The organism is Aminobacter sp. LjRoot7 (assembly GCF_964252895.1).
In the GTDB taxonomy this organism is placed as follows: domain Bacteria; phylum Pseudomonadota; class Alphaproteobacteria; order Rhizobiales; family Rhizobiaceae; genus Aminobacter; species Aminobacter aminovorans_B.
In genome coordinates this window covers 214,572-230,916 of the sequence record NZ_CAXUPX020000008.1, presented here as the reverse complement: position 1 = coordinate 230,916, position 16,345 = coordinate 214,572, and the positions used below count along the sequence as shown (strand labels likewise).

The 16,345-nt window shown below is 64.3% G+C and carries 14 protein-coding genes; 10 read left to right on the top strand and 4 right to left on the bottom strand.

Annotated features, from left to right (window positions below; genetic code table 11):
• The first annotated feature begins 87 nt into the window (after positions 1 to 87).
• The gene (locus tag ACSQ3E_RS21955) at positions 88 to 444 is read left to right on the top strand and encodes a DUF423 domain-containing protein (RefSeq protein ID WP_310325713.1); all 357 of its coding nucleotides are present in this window, start codon (positions 88 to 90) and stop codon (positions 442 to 444) included.
• 3 nt (positions 445 to 447) lie between these two features.
• Here the strand turns inward: ACSQ3E_RS21955 and ACSQ3E_RS21950 are convergent, their stop codons facing one another.
• Positions 448 to 1,860, bottom strand: a complete 1,413-nt coding sequence (locus ACSQ3E_RS21950) for a helix-turn-helix domain-containing protein (RefSeq protein WP_436124314.1) — start codon at positions 1,858 to 1,860, stop codon at positions 448 to 450.
• A 166-nt stretch (positions 1,861 to 2,026) separates the two neighbouring features.
• Here ACSQ3E_RS21950 and ACSQ3E_RS21945 point away from each other — a divergent pair, with 166 nt between their 5' ends.
• The 4 genes from ACSQ3E_RS21945 to scpA all read left to right on the top strand — a co-directional run bounded on the left by ACSQ3E_RS21945 (position 2,027) and on the right by scpA (position 8,484).
• Positions 2,027 to 2,608 (top strand): biotin transporter BioY, encoded by a 582-nt coding sequence (locus ACSQ3E_RS21945; RefSeq protein ID WP_436124313.1) that lies wholly within the window; start codon positions 2,027 to 2,029, stop codon positions 2,606 to 2,608.
• Positions 2,608 to 4,140 carry an acyl-CoA carboxylase subunit beta gene (locus tag ACSQ3E_RS21940; RefSeq protein WP_436124370.1) on the top strand — a complete coding sequence of 511 codons (1,533 nt, stop codon included), beginning with the start codon at positions 2,608 to 2,610 and terminating at the stop codon, positions 4,138 to 4,140. Before ACSQ3E_RS21945 ends, ACSQ3E_RS21940 begins: the two co-directional genes overlap by 1 nt.
• 11 nt (positions 4,141 to 4,151) lie before the next feature.
• Entirely contained in the window at positions 4,152 to 6,155 is a 2,004-nt protein-coding gene (locus ACSQ3E_RS21935) for an acetyl-CoA carboxylase biotin carboxylase subunit (protein WP_436124312.1), read from the top strand.
• A 187-nt stretch (positions 6,156 to 6,342) separates the two neighbouring features.
• The gene (gene scpA / locus ACSQ3E_RS21930; RefSeq protein ID WP_436124311.1) at positions 6,343 to 8,484 is read left to right on the top strand and encodes a methylmalonyl-CoA mutase; all 2,142 of its coding nucleotides are present in this window, start codon (positions 6,343 to 6,345) and stop codon (positions 8,482 to 8,484) included.
• 49 nt (positions 8,485 to 8,533) lie between these two features.
• Here scpA and ACSQ3E_RS21925 read toward each other — a convergent pair whose 3' ends face one another.
• Together ACSQ3E_RS21925 and hemN are read right to left on the bottom strand one after the other, a co-directional pair.
• Complete coding sequence (locus tag ACSQ3E_RS21925; RefSeq protein WP_436124310.1) at positions 8,534 to 9,865, bottom strand: UDP-glucose dehydrogenase family protein; 1,332 nt, start codon at positions 9,863 to 9,865, stop codon at positions 8,534 to 8,536.
• A 70-nt stretch (positions 9,866 to 9,935) separates the two neighbouring features.
• Positions 9,936 to 11,285, bottom strand: coding sequence for an oxygen-independent coproporphyrinogen III oxidase (gene hemN / locus ACSQ3E_RS21920; RefSeq protein ID WP_436124309.1), 1,350 nt, complete (start codon positions 11,283 to 11,285; stop codon positions 9,936 to 9,938).
• Positions 11,286 to 11,436: 151 nt separating this feature from the next.
• On the opposite strand from hemN, the gene ACSQ3E_RS21915 reads away from it, so the two are divergent.
• Positions 11,437 to 12,162 (top strand): Crp/Fnr family transcriptional regulator, encoded by a 726-nt coding sequence (locus ACSQ3E_RS21915; protein ID WP_310325695.1) that lies wholly within the window; start codon positions 11,437 to 11,439, stop codon positions 12,160 to 12,162.
• A gap of 9 nt (positions 12,163 to 12,171) precedes the next feature.
• Here the strand turns inward: ACSQ3E_RS21915 and ACSQ3E_RS21910 are convergent, their stop codons facing one another.
• Positions 12,172 to 12,642, bottom strand: coding sequence for a hemerythrin domain-containing protein (locus ACSQ3E_RS21910; protein ID WP_436124308.1), 471 nt, complete (start codon positions 12,640 to 12,642; stop codon positions 12,172 to 12,174).
• 152 nt (positions 12,643 to 12,794) lie between these two features.
• Here ACSQ3E_RS21910 and ccoN point away from each other — a divergent pair, with 152 nt between their 5' ends.
• The 4 genes from ccoN to ccoP are packed head-to-tail and all read left to right on the top strand — an operon-like array spanning position 12,795 to position 16,180.
• Complete coding sequence (gene ccoN, locus ACSQ3E_RS21905; RefSeq protein WP_436124307.1) at positions 12,795 to 14,411, top strand: cytochrome-c oxidase, cbb3-type subunit I; 1,617 nt, start codon at positions 12,795 to 12,797, stop codon at positions 14,409 to 14,411.
• 10 nt (positions 14,412 to 14,421) lie between these two features.
• Positions 14,422 to 15,153 carry a cytochrome-c oxidase, cbb3-type subunit II gene (gene ccoO, locus ACSQ3E_RS21900; RefSeq protein ID WP_436124306.1) on the top strand — a complete coding sequence of 244 codons (732 nt, stop codon included), beginning with the start codon at positions 14,422 to 14,424 and terminating at the stop codon, positions 15,151 to 15,153.
• A gap of 10 nt (positions 15,154 to 15,163) precedes the next feature.
• A complete protein-coding gene (locus ACSQ3E_RS21895; RefSeq protein ID WP_067955824.1) occupies positions 15,164 to 15,313 on the top strand; it encodes a CcoQ/FixQ family Cbb3-type cytochrome c oxidase assembly chaperone in 150 nt (49 codons plus the stop codon).
• Between the two features lie 3 nt (positions 15,314 to 15,316).
• Positions 15,317 to 16,180 (top strand): cytochrome-c oxidase, cbb3-type subunit III, encoded by an 864-nt coding sequence (ccoP, locus tag ACSQ3E_RS21890; protein WP_436124305.1) that lies wholly within the window; start codon positions 15,317 to 15,319, stop codon positions 16,178 to 16,180.
• Positions 16,181 to 16,345: the final 165 nt, after the last annotated feature.

The following is a 16,345-nucleotide window of genomic DNA, read 5'->3' as shown; positions in this document are numbered from 1 at the left end:
ATCGGCGCGGCACCCGGCAGGAATTTTGGCAGGCATCTTCCCAGCTTCCGCGTATCTTCCCGGGAAAGCGCCCTCAGGAGCAAATCAATGAAATTCGACCGGTTTCTGTTTGTCGCGGCAGCACTTTGCGGCGCAGCCGGCGTGGCGCTATCGGCTGCAGCCAGCCATGGCGGCAGCACAAATGTCGCCACTGCGGCCAATTTCCTGCTGTTTCATGCGCCCGCGCTGATCGCCCTGTCGTTCGTCGCGGCCCACAACCGCATCCTGCACATCGGCGCAGCGATCCTGCTTCTGGCAGTACTGCTGTTCTCCGGCGACCTTCTGGCGCGCGACTATCTCGGCCAGCGTCTTTTCCCATTTGCCGCGCCCTTGGGCGGCACCGGCATGATTGTTGGTTGGCTGATGCTTGCCATTGGCGGCCTGTTGGCCCGCAAGGACGGCTGATCCTCAGGCGATCCGATAGGGAAGGGGATGACGGACATCCTTGTCGATCACCAGCCGGCGCTTGAGCGGCGGCACGGCGCGTTGCAGACAATTGGTGCGCTCGCAGATACGGCATGAGATGCCGATCGGATCGAAGGCGGTCTTGCTGCCCAATTCTAGCCCGTCGGCATAGACAAAGTCCTGTGCGTAGGTGACCTCGCAGCCGAGCGCGATGGCGTAGCGCCGGTGCGGGGCATTGAAGCCGCCGCCGCCCTTGGAAATCTCCGTGGCGATGCAGAGATAGCGCGCGCCATCGGGCGTCTCGGCCAGCTGGCGGATGATCCGGCCCGGCGTCTCGAAGGCCTGGTGCACGTTCCACAGCGGACAGGCCGCGCCGAAACGAGCGAATTGCAGCTTGGCGGCACTATGGCGCTTGGTGATGTTGCCGGCGCGGTCGATGCGGGCAAAGAAGATCGGCACGCCCTTGTGCCCCGGCCGCTGCAGGGTGCTGAGGCGGTGCGCCACCTGCTCGATCGAGGCGCCGAAATGCGCCGCCATCAGCTCGAGGTCGTGACGCAGCTCCGCCGCCGTGCGCATGAACGCCTGGTAGGGGAGGGTCAGCGCACCGGCGAAATAGTTCCGCAGGCCCATCTTGCAGATTTCAAGCGCCTCGCTGGTGCGGAAATCGGCAGAGCGAGCGATCTGCGCCACCTCTGTTTCCATCTCCATTTCGGCGATCTGGAAGGCAATCTGGAAGCTGCGGGTGGCCAGCGGCGAATAGGGGTTGAGGAACAGCACGCCTGACTTGGCGTCGAAGCGCCTGAGCGCGTCGTCGTCAGCATCGGCGCGGGCGATGCGGACGCCGTGCCGGCTGTCCAGATGCGCGGCCAGCGCCGCATAACTGTCGCGCTCGCCGATGCCGAGCTCGCCGGCCAGCCGCTCGGCCGCCACGTCGAGCGCGTGGATGTAATTGTCGACGAAATGGAAGAAGTCGCGCACTTCCTCATAGGGCGTCGGCTCGGAGGCCGAGGTGCCGCGCCCCAGCGTGTCGTCGAGGCTCGCCAGCTGCTCCGAGTTGCGGCGATAGGCCTGGTGCGCCGAGATCAGCGCCCGGGCAAACCCCGGCGCGTTCTGCGTCACCAGCTTCAGTTCCTGCAGGTTGGGCGCGTAGTTCTCGAAGATCGGATCGGACAGTGCCTCCGTCAGCGCCGACAGCAGCCGGTCATTGTCACCCTGTGAGATTTCGGAGATGTCGATCTGGAATTTTTCGGCGAGCGCGAGCAACACCGAGGCGGAAACCGGGCGCTGGTTGTTCTCGATCTGGTTGAGATAGCTGGTCGAGATGCCGATGCGCTCGGCGAAGCTCGCCTGCGTCGCCTTGTTGGCTTCGCGCAGCTCGCGCACCTTGCGGCCGATATAGAGTTTGCGGGTCGCCATGTTTGCAAATTCGCAATTTACATTTCTCGAATTTGTATATTACGCTTTTGCACACTTTCAACTGTTTTCCTGCGCGCGCCATGAGGCTATTGCGCCAACTTCGCTGCTTGCCGCTGACGCGGCGAGAGGCCATTGTTTTTCAACCTCGTAGCGCGGGAGAAGACCCATGACGCTCTACCAAGCCGTCGCCGACAGGCAGACCAGCCGGCTCAGCACAATGGATGTCGTAGCTGTGCTCGCAGGTTCGCTGCTGCTGACTGCCTCGGCCAAGATCCAGGTGCCGTCTTATCCCGTGCCGATGACCATGCAGACGCTGGTCGCCATCGGCCTCGGCCTGGCATTCGGCCCGGTGCGCGGTGCGGCTGCGGTGGCGCTTTATCTCGCGCAGGGCGCGCTTGGGCTGCCCGTCTTTGCCGGAACGCCCGAGAAGGGCATCGGCCTTGCCTATATGATGGGCCCGACCGGCGGCTATCTCGCGGGCTACCTGCCTGCCGCACTGCTGGCGGGCTGGCTCGCCGAGCGCGGCTGGGACCGCAACGTTGTCACCGCCATGCTTGCCGCACTGCTTGCTGGCGCCGTCATCTACGTGCCTGGCCTGCTCTGGCTCGGCAGCGTCGTCGGCTGGGACAAGCCGGTGCTGGCCTTCGGACTCTATCCATTCATCCCAGGCGACATCATGAAGGCGGTGCTTGCCGCAATAGCCTTCCCCGCCGCCTGGAAATGGCTTTCTCACAAGGGCATGAACTGATGCGCGCCGTACTCGAACAACTGGAAGCCCGCCGCGCCGAGGCCCGCCTCGGCGGCGGCCAGAAGCGCATCGACGCCCAGCACGCCAAGGGCAAGCTGACGGCGCGCGAACGCATCGACGTGCTGCTCGACGAAGGCTCCTTCGAAGAATTCGACATGTATGTCACCCACCGCACCACCGATTTCGGCATGGCCGAACAGAAGGTGGCGGGAGACGGCGTCGTCACCGGCTGGGGCACCATCAACGGCCGCCTGGTCTATGTCTTCTCGCAGGATTTCACCGTGCTCGGCGGCTCGCTGTCCGAGACCCACGCCCAGAAGATCTGCAAGATCATGGACATGGCGATGCGCAACGGCGCGCCTGTCATTGGCCTCAATGACTCCGGCGGCGCCCGCATCCAGGAAGGCGTCGCCTCGCTTGCCGGCTACGCCGACGTTTTCAAGCGCAATGTCGATGCCTCCGGCGTGGTGCCGCAGATCTCGGTGATCATGGGCCCGTGCGCCGGCGGTGCTGTCTATTCGCCCGCCATGACTGACTTCATCTTCATGGTGCGCGACAGTTCCTACATGTTCGTGACCGGCCCCGACGTGGTGAAGACCGTCACCAACGAAATCGTCACCGCCGAAGAGCTTGGCGGCGCCCGCACCCACACCTCGAAGTCCTCGGTCGCCGACGGCGCCTACGAAAACGACATCGAGGCGCTGGAGCAGGTCCGCCTGCTGTTCGACTTCCTGCCACTCAACAACCGCGAAAAGCCGCCGGTGCGGCCGTTCCACGACGACCCGAGCCGGCTGGAGATGCGGCTCGACACGCTGATCCCCGACAGCGCGGCCAAGCCCTACGACATGAAGGAACTGATCCTGGCGATCGCCGACGAGGGCGATTTCTTCGAGATCCAGGAAGCCTTCGCCAAGAACATCATCACCGGCTTCATGCGCATCGAGGGCCAGAGCGTTGGCGTCGTCGCCAACCAGCCGATGGTGCTGGCCGGTTGCCTCGACATCGACAGTTCGCGCAAGGCGGCACGTTTCGTGCGCTTCTGCGACGCGTTTTCGATCCCGATCCTGACTTTGGTCGACGTTCCAGGCTTCCTGCCTGGTACCGCGCAGGAATATGGCGGCGTCATCAAGCATGGCGCCAAGCTGCTCTTCGCCTACAGCCAGGCCACCGTGCCGATGGTCACGCTGATCACCCGCAAAGCCTATGGCGGCGCCTATGACGTCATGGCCTCCAAGCATATCGGCGCCGACATCAACTATGCCTGGCCGACGGCCGAGATCGCCGTCATGGGCGCCAAGGGCGCGACCGAGATCCTCTACCGCTCCGAGCTGGGCGATGCCGGCAAGATCGCCGAGCGCACCAAGGAGTACGAGACCAACTTCGCCAACCCGTTCAAGGCGGCCGAGCGCGGTTTCATCGACGAGGTGATCATGCCGCATTCCTCGCGCCGCCGCATCGCCCGCGCCTTCGCCGCCCTGCGCGGCAAGATGGCAGATGCGCCGTGGAAAAAGCACGACACGATACCGCTGTGAGCAGGACAAAAATGTTCAAGAAAATCCTCATCGCCAATCGTGGCGAGATCGCCTGCCGGGTCATCAAGACGGCCCAGAAACTGGGTATCGCAACGGTCGCGGTCTATTCCGACGCCGACCGTGAGGCGCTGCACGTGAAGATGGCCGACGAGGCCGTCCATATCGGGCCCGCACCGTCGAACCAGTCCTACATCGTCATCCAGAAGATCATCGACGCGATCCGACAGACCGGCGCCGATGCAGTGCATCCCGGCTACGGCTTCCTGTCGGAGAACCCCAATTTCGCCGAGGCCCTGAAGGCCGAAGGCGTCGCCTTCATTGGCCCGCCGCCTGTTGCCATCGAGGCGATGGGCGACAAGATCACGTCCAAGAAGATCGCGGCCTCCGCCGGCGTCAACACCGTGCCCGGCCATATGGGCCTGATCGAGGATGCCGAGGAGGCGGTGAAGATCGCCAACTCGATCGGTTATCCAGTGATGATCAAGGCCTCCGCCGGCGGTGGCGGCAAGGGCATGCGCATAGCCTGGAACGACGCCGAGGCGCGCGAGGGCTTCCAGTCGTCCAAGAACGAGGCGAAATCCTCCTTCGGCGACGACCGCATCTTCATCGAAAAATTCGTCACCCAACCGCGCCATATCGAAATCCAGGTGCTGGGCGACCAGCACGGCAATCTGCTCTATCTCGGCGAGCGCGAATGCTCGATCCAGCGCCGCAACCAGAAGGTCATCGAAGAGGCGCCGTCACCCTTCCTCGATGCCGAGACCCGCAAGGCGATGGGCGAACAGGCCGTGGCGCTTGGCAAGGCCGTCGGTTACTTCTCGGCCGGCACGGTCGAGTTCATCGTCGACGGCAACAGGAACTTCTACTTCCTCGAGATGAACACCCGCCTGCAGGTCGAGCACCCGGTGACGGAACTGATCACCGGCATCGATCTCGTCGAGGAGATGATCCGCGTGGCCGCCGGTGAGAAGCTGCGCTTCAGCCAGGCTGACGTGAAGCTCAATGGCTGGGCCATCGAGAGCCGCCTCTATGCCGAGGATCCTTACCGCAACTTCCTGCCGTCGATCGGCCGCCTGACCCGCTACCGCCCGCCAATCGAGGGCAAGCGCGACGACGGCACCATCGTCCGCAACGACACCGGCGTCTTCGAGGGCGGCGAGATCTCGATGTATTACGATCCGATGATCGCCAAGCTCTGCACCTGGGCGCCCGATCGCCTGACGGCGGTCGAGGCGATGGGCCGCGCGCTCGACGATTTCGAGGTCGAGGGCATCGGCCACAATCTGCCGTTCCTGTCGGCGGTCATGGACCAGGAGCGTTTCCGCTCGGGCGCGCTGACCACCGCCTACATCGCCGAGGAGTTCCCCGACGGCTTTGCCGGCGTGGCGCCTTCCGAGGCCGACGCCCAAAAGCTCGCCGCGGTGGCAGCACTCATCAACCAGTTCGCCCAGCGCCGCGGCGCCCAGATCTCGGGCTCGCTCGCCAATCATCAACGCCCTGTCGGCGCCGACTGGGTTGTGACCCTTGCCGGCTTCACGCTGCCGCTCCATGTCAGGGACGGGGCCGACGGCACCGTGGTCGAGTTCGACGACGGCACGGCACTTGCGGTGTCGAGCGACTGGCTGCCCGGCCACCCGCACGCCAACTTCGCCGTCGACGGCGCTTCCATCGGCGTCAAGGTTTCACGCTCAGGCACCGGCTGGCGCCTGCGCTGGCGCGGCATGGACGTGGTAACCCATGTGCGCAGCCCACGCGTCGCCGAACTGGCCAGGTTGATGCCGGTCAAGCTACCGCCGGATACCTCCAAGATGCTGCTCTGCCCAATGCCGGGCGTGGTGACGTCGATCCTGGTCAAGGCGGGCGACACGGTCGAGGCAGGTCAGTCGCTGGCGACGGTCGAGGCGATGAAGATGGAAAACGTGCTGCGCGCAGAACGCAAGGGCACGGTCAAGCACGTGGCCGCGACCGCAGGCGAAAGCCTCGCCGTCGACGAGCTGATCATGGAGTTCGAGTGATGGCAAGCGCCTCTTCACCCTCCCCCTTGTGGGGAGGGTCGATCCGCGAAGCGGAGCGGGGTGGGGGTCAAAGAACCCCACCATCCGCTGCACTGGCTAGATTCGCACATCTTACCCCCACCCCGGACCTGCGGTCCGACCCTCCCCACAAGGGGGAGGGTGAGCGCCCGCACCTGAGGAGGCCCCAATGACCGACAAACCAACAATCGATTCCTGGAAAAAGCTCGCCGAGCGCGAGATCAAGGCATCGCCCGACACGCTGACCTGGAACACGCCCGAGGGCATCGACGTCAAGCCGCTCTACACGGCCGACGATCTCGAAGGCGTTGGCCATCTCGGCACGCTGCCGGGCTTTGAGCCGTTCCTGCGTGGTCCCCGGGCCACCATGTACACCGGCCGCCCCTGGACCATCCGGCAATATGCCGGCTTCTCGACGGCGGAGGCCTCCAACAACTTCTACCGCAAGGCGCTCGCCGCCGGACAGCAGGGCGTGTCGGTCGCCTTCGACCTCGCCACCCATCGCGGCTATGACTCGGACCATCCGCGCGTCGAAGGCGATGTCGGCAAGGCCGGCGTTGCGATCGATTCCGTCGAGGACATGAAGATCCTGTTCGACGGCATCCCGCTCGAGCTGATCTCGGTGTCGATGACCATGAACGGCGCGGTGATCCCGATCCTCGCCAATTTCATCGTCGCCGGTGAAGAACAGGGCGTGTCGCGCGACAAGCTGTCGGGGACCATCCAGAACGACATCCTCAAGGAGTTCATGGTCCGCAACACCTACATCTACCCGCCCGAGCCCTCGATGCGCATCGTTGCCGACATCATCGAGTACACGGCCAAGGAGATGCCGAAGTTCAACTCGATCTCGATCTCCGGCTACCACATGCAGGAGGCCGGCTCGACGCTGGTGCAGGAACTGGCCTTCACGCTTGCCGATGGGCGCGAATATGTCCGCGCGGCGCTGAAGAAGGGCCTCAACGTCGACGAATTCGCCGGCCGGCTGTCGTTCTTCTTCGCCATCGGCATGAACTTCTTCATGGAGGCGGCCAAGCTGCGAGCTGCGCGCCTGCTCTGGTCGCGCATCATGACCGAGTTCGAGCCCAAGAAGTCGTCGTCGCTGATGCTGCGCACCCACTGCCAGACCTCAGGCGTGTCGCTGCAGGAGCAGGATCCCTACAACAACATCGTCCGCACCGCCTTCGAGGCGATGTCGGCAGCTTTGGGCGGCACGCAGTCGCTGCACACCAACTCCTTCGACGAGGCGATAGCACTTCCGACCGAGTTTTCGGCGCGCATCGCCCGCAACACCCAGTTGATCCTGCAACATGAGACCGGCGTGACCAAGGTCGTCGACCCGCTCGCCGGCTCCTATTACGTCGAGGCCTTGACCAACGACCTCGCCGAGAAGGCCTGGGCGCTGATCGAGGAGGTCGAGGCGATGGGCGGCATGACCAAGGCTGTCGCGAGTGGCCTGCCCAAGCGCATGATCGAGGAGGCGGCGACCCGGCGTCAGGCCGCCGTCGACAAGGGCGACGAGGTCATCGTCGGCGTCAACAAGTACCGCCTCGAGCAGGAAGACCATCTCGACATCCTCGAGATCGACAACTCCGCTGTCCGCCTGTCACAGATCACCCGTATCGAGCGTACCCGCCGCCAGCGCGACCCGAAGCGCGTCGCCGAAACGCTTGCAGCGCTGGAACAGGTCGCTCGGTCAGGCGAGGGCAACATCCTAGCCGCGGCCGTCGACGCGTCCCGCGCCCGTGCCACCGTCGGCGAGATTTCGGATGCCATGCGCCGCGCCTTTGGCGACCATGCCGCGGTGCCGGAAGTGGTCGAAAACGTCTATGGCAAGGCCTATGACGACGAGCCGGAATTCCAGACGTTGGTCTCGCGGCTCGAACAGTTTGCCGGCTCACTAGGCGAGAAGCCGCGTGTCATGGTGGCCAAGCTCGGCCAGGACGGCCACGATCGTGGTGCCAAGATCATTGCCTCGGCCTTCGGCGATATCGGCTTCGAGGTCATTGCCGGACCGCTGTTCCAGACACCGGGCGAGGCCGCCGACACGGCGATCGCCTCCAGGGTCCACGTCGTTGGCATGTCGTCGCTGGCCGCCGGCCACAAGACGCTCGCCCCGCAGCTTGTCGCGGCACTGAAGGCCAAGGGCGCCGAGGACATCATCGTGGTGGTCGGCGGCGTCATCCCGCGACAGGATTATCAGTACCTGCTCGACCACGGCGTGTCAGCGGTCTTCGGACCGGGTACCAATGTGCTCGACGCCGCACGGGCGGTGCTCGACCTGATGGAAGGCAAGCGCCGCAACCAGTAAGCGCCGCGCCAGACAAAAAAAGGCCCGCTTAAGCGGGCCTTTTTCGTTTTCAGACCGCCATCCGGCCGATTGAGACGTATTGGATGCCATGTCGGGCGACGACCGCCGGGTCATAGAGATTGCGGCCGTCGAAGATAACCGGTTCGGACAGCTGCTGTTTGATCAGCTCGAAGGACGGCGCCCGGAAGTTCTTCCACTCGGTGGCGATCAGCAGTGCATCGGCGCCGCGCAGCGCCGCCTCCTTGGTGCCGCACAGTGTGAGGTCGTCGCGCTGGCCATAGATCTGCTGCGCCTCGTTCATCGCCTCGGGATCGTAGGCCTGCACCTTGGCGCCTGAAGCCCACAGCGCCTCCATCAGGACGCGAGCCGGCGCCTCGCGCATGTCGTCGGTGTTGGGCTTGAAGGCTAGCCCCCACAGCGTGAAGGTCTTGCCCGCGAGGTCACCGTTGAAATGCGCCTTCAGCTTGTCGAACAGCACAGCCTTCTGGGCGTTGTTTCGCGCCTCGACCGAATGCAGCAGCACCGGCTCGAAACCGACATCGCCGGCGGTGCGGATCAGCGCGCGGACGTCCTTGGGGAAACACGAGCCGCCATAACCCAGCCCCGGATAGATGAAGTGATAGCCGATGCGTGGGTCCGAGCCGATACCCTTGCGCACCTCCTCGATGTCGGCGCCGAGCAGCTCGGCCAGGTTCGCCATCTCGTTCATGAAGCTGATCTTGGTCGCCAGCATGCAGTTGGCGGCGTATTTGGTGAACTCCGCCGAGCGCACGTCCATCACGATCATCTTCTCGTGGTTGCGGTTGAACGGCGCATAGAGCTCGCGCATCACCTCCTCGGCGGCCTCGCTGTCGGTGCCTATGATGATGCGATCGGGCTTCATGCAGTCGGCGACCGCCGAACCTTCTTTCAAAAACTCCGGATTGGAGACGACGTCGAAGCCAAGCTCCTCGCGGCCTCGCAGCTTCAGCGCAGCCGCAATCGCCTCGCGCACCTTGTCGGCGGTACCGACCGGCACCGTCGACTTGGTCACCACGATCTTCGGCCCCGCCATCTCGCGGCCGATGGCATCGGCCACCGACAGCACGTATTTGAGGTCGGCCGAGCCATCCTCGCCTTGCGGCGTGCCCACCGCAATCATCTGGATCTCGCCATGGCGCACGGCGAGTGTCGCATCCGTCGTGAACACGATGCGGCCGGCAGCATGGTTCTCACGCACCAGGGCCTCCAGCCCCGGCTCGAAGATCGGAATGAACCCCTGGTTCAGCCGCTCGACCTTGGCTGCGTCGACATCGACGCAGACGACGTCATGCCCGACCTCGGCCAACACAGCCGCCTGAACAAGACCGACATAGCCAATCCCAAATACTGTGAGGTTCATGAAGCCAGATCCTGTTCGCGCCGTGCGCTTCGCACGCGCTTGATACAGGAATTTGACAGCGCGTAGAAGTTCAGACGGCTACGGAATGGCGGGCGGTGCCCTGGCCGAGATAGGTGTCGAAAGCAGCCGCAATCGAACGAACGAAAGGCTTGCCGCGTTCGGTGACGATAAAGCGATTGCCCGCACGCACGAAGACGCCGTCCCGATCATTGGCGGCAAGCAGCTCGGCCTCGGCGATGACGCCGCGGGCGCCGTCGCCGAAACGGCTGAGCAATTCGCAGCGCGAGAAGGAAAAATCGCACATCAGCCGCTCGATCACCCAGGCACGCATGCGGTCGGCATTGGACAGCGCGAAACCGCGCACGGTAGCGAGGCCGCCCGCCAGCACGCGGCGTTCATATTCTCCCGTCGCCGGCATGTTCTGGACGTAGCCATGCGGCAGAAGCCCGATCGACGAAGCGCCGAGGCCGATCAGCGCATCGGCCTGGTCGGTCGTGTAGCCCTGGAAGTTGCGCCGCAGCGTGCCCGCACGTGCTGCCACGGCCAAGCTATCCCTAGGCAGGGCGAAATGGTCCATGCCGACGGCCTCATAGCCGGCTGCGAGGATCAGCCGCGTTGCCGTCTCCGATTGCTCCAGCCGGGCCGCAGCGTCGGGCAGCAACGCATCGTCGATCATCGTCTGATGCTTCTTCAGCCACGGCACATGGGCGTAGCCGAACAGGGCGATGCGGTCAGGTCGCAGCGACAGCAGCTTTTCCGTCGTGGCAGTGATGCTGTCGAGCGTCTGGAGCGGCAGGCCGTAGAGCATGTCGAGATTGACCGAACGCACGCCGCGCGCGCGGACAGCATCGACCACCGCCTTTGTCTGTTCGAAGCTCTGCTCGCGATTGATGGTTTTTTGAACCCGCTCGTCGAAATCCTGCACGCCCAGGCTGGCGCGCGTCAGGCCGATAGCGGCCAGCGCATCGAAGCGCGCCTCATCCATGTCGTTGGGGTCGATCTCGACGCTGATCTCGGCATCATCGGCGAAGCTGAATTCTTCACGCAGCCGGCTCCCGAGCGCCATCATGTCCTTTGGCGTCAGCAATGTCGGCGAGCCGCCGCCGAGATGCAGCCCCCGGATGATTAGCCGGCTTCCGCACAGCTCCGCAACCGTGTCGATCTCGCACTCCAGCGCCTTGAGATAGCGCTCGACGGGATCGTAGCGACGCGTCTGCTTCGTATGGCAGGCGCAGAACCAGCACAGCCGGTCGCAATAGGGGATGTGGACATAGAGCGACGCATTCGCCCCCTTGGGCAACGCGCGCAACCAGCCGCCATACGTCGTCGAAGACACCGCCGCATTGAAATGTGGCGCGGTCGGATAGCTGGTGTAGCGCGGCACCGGTGCTGCGTATTTCTCGACGAGGGTCCTGTCCATGATTGTCTCCATCAACGACAGGAACATGCGGCGGAGGCGCCGGCATCGCCTTGACCTGGATCAACCAACGTCGGGCGATGGACACAATGACACGGTTCCTTTTGGCGGCTGCGGTGCCTAGATTGGGCAAATCAGGGTGCTGGACGAAGAAATGGCCGTTCGCCAGGACATTCACAATTCTGAAATACCGGCGTTGTGCCGCTCCTGCGAGGCGCGGCATCGCGGCGTTTGCGGGGCGCTGACGCCGGAACAGCTCGTCGAACTCAGCCGCCACACCACCAAACGCAAGGTCGAGCCGGGCACGGTGCTGGTGTCGGACTCGGACACGATCGACAGCTACGCCAACGTGCTGGCCGGCGTGGTCAAGCTGGTCAAGACATTGCCCGACGGCCGCCAGCAGATCGTCGGCCTGCAGTTCGCGCCCGATTTCATCGGCCGGCCGTTCAAGCGGGAGAGCTCGATCACCGCGGAAGCCGCCACCGCCGTTCGCGTCTGCGCCTTTCCCAAGACCTCGCTCGACCGCATGATCGACCAGGCGCCGGAACTCGGCCACAGGCTGCACCTCCAGGCGCTCGACGAGCTCGATGAGGCGCGCGACTGGATGCTGACGCTAGGGCGCAAGACCGCTGCCGAGCGTGTCGCCTCGTTCCTTCACCTCATCGCCAGGCACGGCGACCCGGAGGCGGAGAGCGAGGGTGAGATCAGTTTCGACCTTCCGCTGACCCGCGCCGACATCGCCGATTTCCTTGGCCTGACAATCGAAACCGTCAGCCGCCAGCTGACCAAGCTGCGCAAGGACGGGCTGATCGCGGTCGAAAACAACCGCCATGTCACCGTCTTCGGCATCGACAGGCTGGAGCGGCGCGCCAACATCTGAGCAGGCGCGTCAGCCCCCGGGTGCCAGAAGCGCTATGATATGGTCGCGCTCGAAGGCGACGTGCCGACGCACCGCGCCAAAATAGCCGCGCAGCATGAACCCCAGCGTTTCCGGACTGTCGGCCTCGCCATGCCGCGCGGCAAAGCGCAAAGCGTCGCGCAGCTCGGCGGCGTAGCCTTCATCCTCGAGATGTTCGTTCTTAAGGCGCTCGATCGTCTTGCCCGACTCGACGCTGTGGGCCAGGCGCATGCAAAAATGCGGAAAGATCCGCTGCTCTTCGAAACGGTGGATCTTTGCCATTGTCGGGCCAAGCGCCCGCGCCGCCAGAATGCATTTGCGCCTGTCGAGCCCGTTGGGCAGCGAATCGGCGATCTCCTCGAGCCGGTCGCACAGCGCGAGTTCGGCCATATGGGCGCGCTGCATCACCTCGACGGCGTCGCGCGCAGCGCCATCGGCTTGCCTGTCGTTGAGCGCGGTCATGATCCCAGCAGTTCCCCTTTTGACGCTAAGGCTGGGCTGACACGGCCGGATTGACCTTGATCCAGATCAAGGCGCGAGCCGCCGATGTCATGGATGTGTCCGGTCAGGCGTCGGGCGAACCACCGACGCGCGACCATCGTCGGGGATCGCTCATGAAATACGGAAACGAAATCGTCCTGCTGGCACTGGCGGCCTTTGCCGCCTTGCTGGGCGCCGCCTTCGCGCAGGACAGCCAGTTCGGCGCCCATATGTGGGTGCTGTTCTTCGCCCTTGCCGGCGGCGCAGCCGTCCTGCTGCGCACCGGCAACTACGCAGCGGCCGCTGCCGCGCCCGCGGACACGTCGCCCTACATGGACGGGCCGATACGCTACGGCGTCATCGCCACCGTGTTCTGGGGCGTCACAGGCTTTCTGGTCGGCGTCGTCGTGGCGGCCCAGCTGGCATTCCCCGATCTCAATGTCGAGCCCTGGCTGAATTTCGGCCGCCTGCGTCCGCTGCACACCTCGGCTGTGGTCTTCGCCTTTGGCGGCAACGCGCTGATCGCCACCTCGTTCTACGTCGTCCAGCGCACCTCGCGGGCGCGCCTCTTCGGCGGCAATCTCGCCTGGTACGTGTTCTGGGGCTACCAGCTGTTCATCGTCATGGCGGCGACCGGCTATCTGCTCGGCATCACCCAGAGCCGCGAATATGCCGAGCCCGAATGGTATGTCGACATCTTCCTGACCATCGTCTGGGTCGCCTATCTCGTCGTCTTCCTCGGCACCATCCTGAACCGCAAGGAGCCGCATATCTATGTGGCCAACTGGTTCTATCTCGCCTTCATCATCACCATCGCCATGTTGCACATCGTCAACAACCTGGCGGTGCCGGCATCCTTCCTCGGCTCGAAGAGCTACTCGCTGTTCTCCGGCGTGCAGGATGCCCTGACGCAATGGTGGTACGGCCACAACGCCGTCGGCTTCTTCCTCACCGCCGGCTTCCTCGGCATGATGTATTATTTCGTGCCCAAGCAGGTCGAACGCCCTGTCTATTCCTACCGGCTCTCGATCATCCACTTCTGGTCGCTGATCTTCCTCTACATCTGGGCCGGCCCGCACCACCTCCACTACACCGCTTTGCCCGACTGGGCGCAGACGCTCGGCATGGTGTTCTCGATCATGCTGTGGATGCCGTCTTGGGGCGGCATGATCAACGGCCTGATGACGCTGTCGGGTGCCTGGGACAAGATCCGCACCGATCCGATCGTCCGCATGATGGTGGTGGCCATCGCCTTCTACGGCATGTCGACCTTCGAAGGCCCCATGATGTCGATCAAGGCGGTCAACTCGCTCAGCCACTACACCGAATGGACGATCGGCCACGTCCACTCCGGCGCGCTTGGCTGGAACGGCATGATCACCTTCGGCGCCATCTACTTCCTGGTGCCGCGCCTGTGGGGCCGTGAGCGGCTTTATTCGCTGCGCATGGTGACCTGGCACTTCTGGCTCGCCACCCTCGGCATCGTCGTCTACGCCGCCGTCATGTGGGTCGCCGGCATCAGCCAGGGCCTGATGTGGCGCGAGTACGACGAGCAGGGCTTCCTGGTCTACTCCTTCGCCGAAAGCGTCGCGGCCATGGTGCCCTACTACGTCGTCCGCACCATTGGTGGCCTGATGTATCTCGCCGGCGCGCTGGTCATGGCCTGGAACGTCTTCATGACGATCCGCGGCCACCAGCGCCAGGAAGAGCCGATGCCCGTCGCAGCCCCCGCCCTCCAGCCTGCGCAGTAAGGAGCCCGACATGGCACTGCTCGACAAACACAAGACAATCGAGAAGAACGCGACGCTGCTTCTGGTCGGCACGCTGCTGGTCGTCAGCATCGGCGGCCTCGTCCAGATCACGCCGCTGTTTTATCTCGAGAACACGATCGAGAAGGTCGAGGGTATGCGGCCCTATTCGCCGCTGGAGCTCGCCGGCCGCAACATCTACATCCGCGAGGGCTGCTACACCTGCCACAGCCAGATGATCCGGCCGTTCCGCGACGAGGTCGAGCGCTACGGCCACTACAGCCTGGCAGCCGAGTCGATGTACGACCATCCCTTCCAGTGGGGATCGAAGCGCACTGGCCCCGACCTCGCCCGTGTCGGTAACCGCTACTCCAACGAATGGCACGTCCAGCATCTGGTCGAGCCACGTTCGGTGGTGCCGGAATCGGTCATGCCGAGCTACGCCTTCCTCAAGGAAACGCCCTTGGCGGTGAAGACCATCAGCTACGACCTGATCGCCAACCGCCGCGTCGGCGTGCCCTATAGCGACGAGATGATCGCCAGCGCCGAGGCCGACATCAAGGCGCAGGCCGACCCAAATGCCGACACCTCAGGGGTGCTGGCGCGCTATCCCAAGGCCAAGCTCGGCGATTTCGACGGCGATCCAGCGGCGCTGACCGAGATGGATGCGCTCGTCGCCTATCTGCAGATGCTCGGCACGCTGGTCGACTTCTCGACCTACGACCCGGCCACCGGCTACCGCTAGGAGATTTGTCATGGACTACACGACATTGCGGCATTTCGCCGACAGCTGGGGGCTGCTGGCGATGACCGTCTTCTTCATCGGCGCGGTTCTCTTCGCCCTTCGCCCCGGCGGCAAGCAGGCTGCCGAGCGCGCCGCGCAAATCCCGCTCAAGGAGGACTGATCTGTGGGCGACAAGCATATCGACGAACTGTCCGGCGTCGAGACGACCGGACATGAATGGGACGGCATTACCGAGCTCAACAACCCTATGCCGCGCTGGTGGCTGTGGACCTTCTACGCCACCGTGGTCTGGGCGTTGGCCTACACCATCGCCTACCCGGCCTGGCCGATGATCAGCTCTGCGACGACAGGCGTGCTCGGCTACTCCAGCCGCGCCGACGTCAAGAACGAACTCGCCGCAGCCGAACAGGCCAAGAGCGCCTATGTCGAGGCGGTGAAAGCGAAGGGTGTCAGTGAGATCCTGGCCGACGACAAGCTGCGCCAGTTCGCCACTGCCGCCGGCTCGGCCGCCTTCAAGGTCAACTGCATCCAGTGCCACGCCTCCGGTGCGCAAGGGTCGCCCGGCTTCCCCAACCTCAATGACGACGAGTGGCTGTGGGGCGGCAGCATCGACCAGATCTACAACACCATCGCGCATGGCGTCCGCTTCGACGGCGACGAGAACACCCATGCGTCCGAAATGCCGGCTTTCGCCGACATTCTCGAGCCGAAGCAGGTCAACGAGGTCGCGGCCTATGTCGCAAGCCTGTCGGGCACGGCCGATACGCCCGAGTTTGTTCCGGCCGGCGCCAAGGTCTTTGCCGACAATTGTGCCGCCTGCCACGGCGACAATGCCAAGGGCAACAAGGAGCTGGGTGCGCCCGACCTGTCCGATGCCATCGCACTTTACGCCTCCGGCCAGGCGGCCATTGCCAGCCAGGTGCGCCATCCCAAGCATGGCGTGATGCCGGCCTGGGGCGCCCGGCTCGGCGACGTAAACGTCAAGGAACTTGCGATCTTCGTCCATTCGCTCGGCGGCGGCGAATAACCCTCCATCGTCGACGGGGGATGGACGAGGGCGGGGGGAGGCCCGGCAGTGATGCCGGGCCTCTTTTTTCGTTCGGCTTGACCTGAATCAAGGCTCGCCGGTCGCGCTCACGGCAAAAGCGGAATGAGACGCTGACGAACCAATGGCCAGGCGTCCAGCAGGAGA

Bases quoted from the DNA above. Each gene is read 5' to 3' on its own strand.
- ACSQ3E_RS21955 (WP_310325713.1), top strand. From the start codon at position 88: ATGAAATTCGACCGGTTTCTGTTTGTCGCGGCAGCACTTTGCGGCGCA.
- ACSQ3E_RS21950 (WP_436124314.1), bottom strand. From the start codon at position 1,860: ATGGCGACCCGCAAACTCTATATCGGCCGCAAGGTGCGCGAGCTGCGC.
- ACSQ3E_RS21945 (WP_436124313.1), top strand. From the start codon at position 2,027: ATGACGCTCTACCAAGCCGTCGCCGACAGGCAGACCAGCCGGCTCAGC.
- ACSQ3E_RS21940 (WP_436124370.1), top strand. From the start codon at position 2,608: ATGCGCGCCGTACTCGAACAACTGGAAGCCCGCCGCGCCGAGGCCCGC.
- ACSQ3E_RS21935 (WP_436124312.1), top strand. From the start codon at position 4,152: ATGTTCAAGAAAATCCTCATCGCCAATCGTGGCGAGATCGCCTGCCGG.
- scpA (WP_436124311.1), top strand. From the start codon at position 6,343: ATGACCGACAAACCAACAATCGATTCCTGGAAAAAGCTCGCCGAGCGC.
- ACSQ3E_RS21925 (WP_436124310.1), bottom strand. From the start codon at position 9,865: ATGAACCTCACAGTATTTGGGATTGGCTATGTCGGTCTTGTTCAGGCG.
- hemN (WP_436124309.1), bottom strand. From the start codon at position 11,285: ATGGACAGGACCCTCGTCGAGAAATACGCAGCACCGGTGCCGCGCTAC.
- ACSQ3E_RS21915 (WP_310325695.1), top strand. From the start codon at position 11,437: ATGGCCGTTCGCCAGGACATTCACAATTCTGAAATACCGGCGTTGTGC.
- ACSQ3E_RS21910 (WP_436124308.1), bottom strand. From the start codon at position 12,642: ATGACCGCGCTCAACGACAGGCAAGCCGATGGCGCTGCGCGCGACGCC.
- ccoN (WP_436124307.1), top strand. From the start codon at position 12,795: ATGAAATACGGAAACGAAATCGTCCTGCTGGCACTGGCGGCCTTTGCC.
- ccoO (WP_436124306.1), top strand. From the start codon at position 14,422: ATGGCACTGCTCGACAAACACAAGACAATCGAGAAGAACGCGACGCTG.
- ACSQ3E_RS21895 (WP_067955824.1), top strand. From the start codon at position 15,164: ATGGACTACACGACATTGCGGCATTTCGCCGACAGCTGGGGGCTGCTG.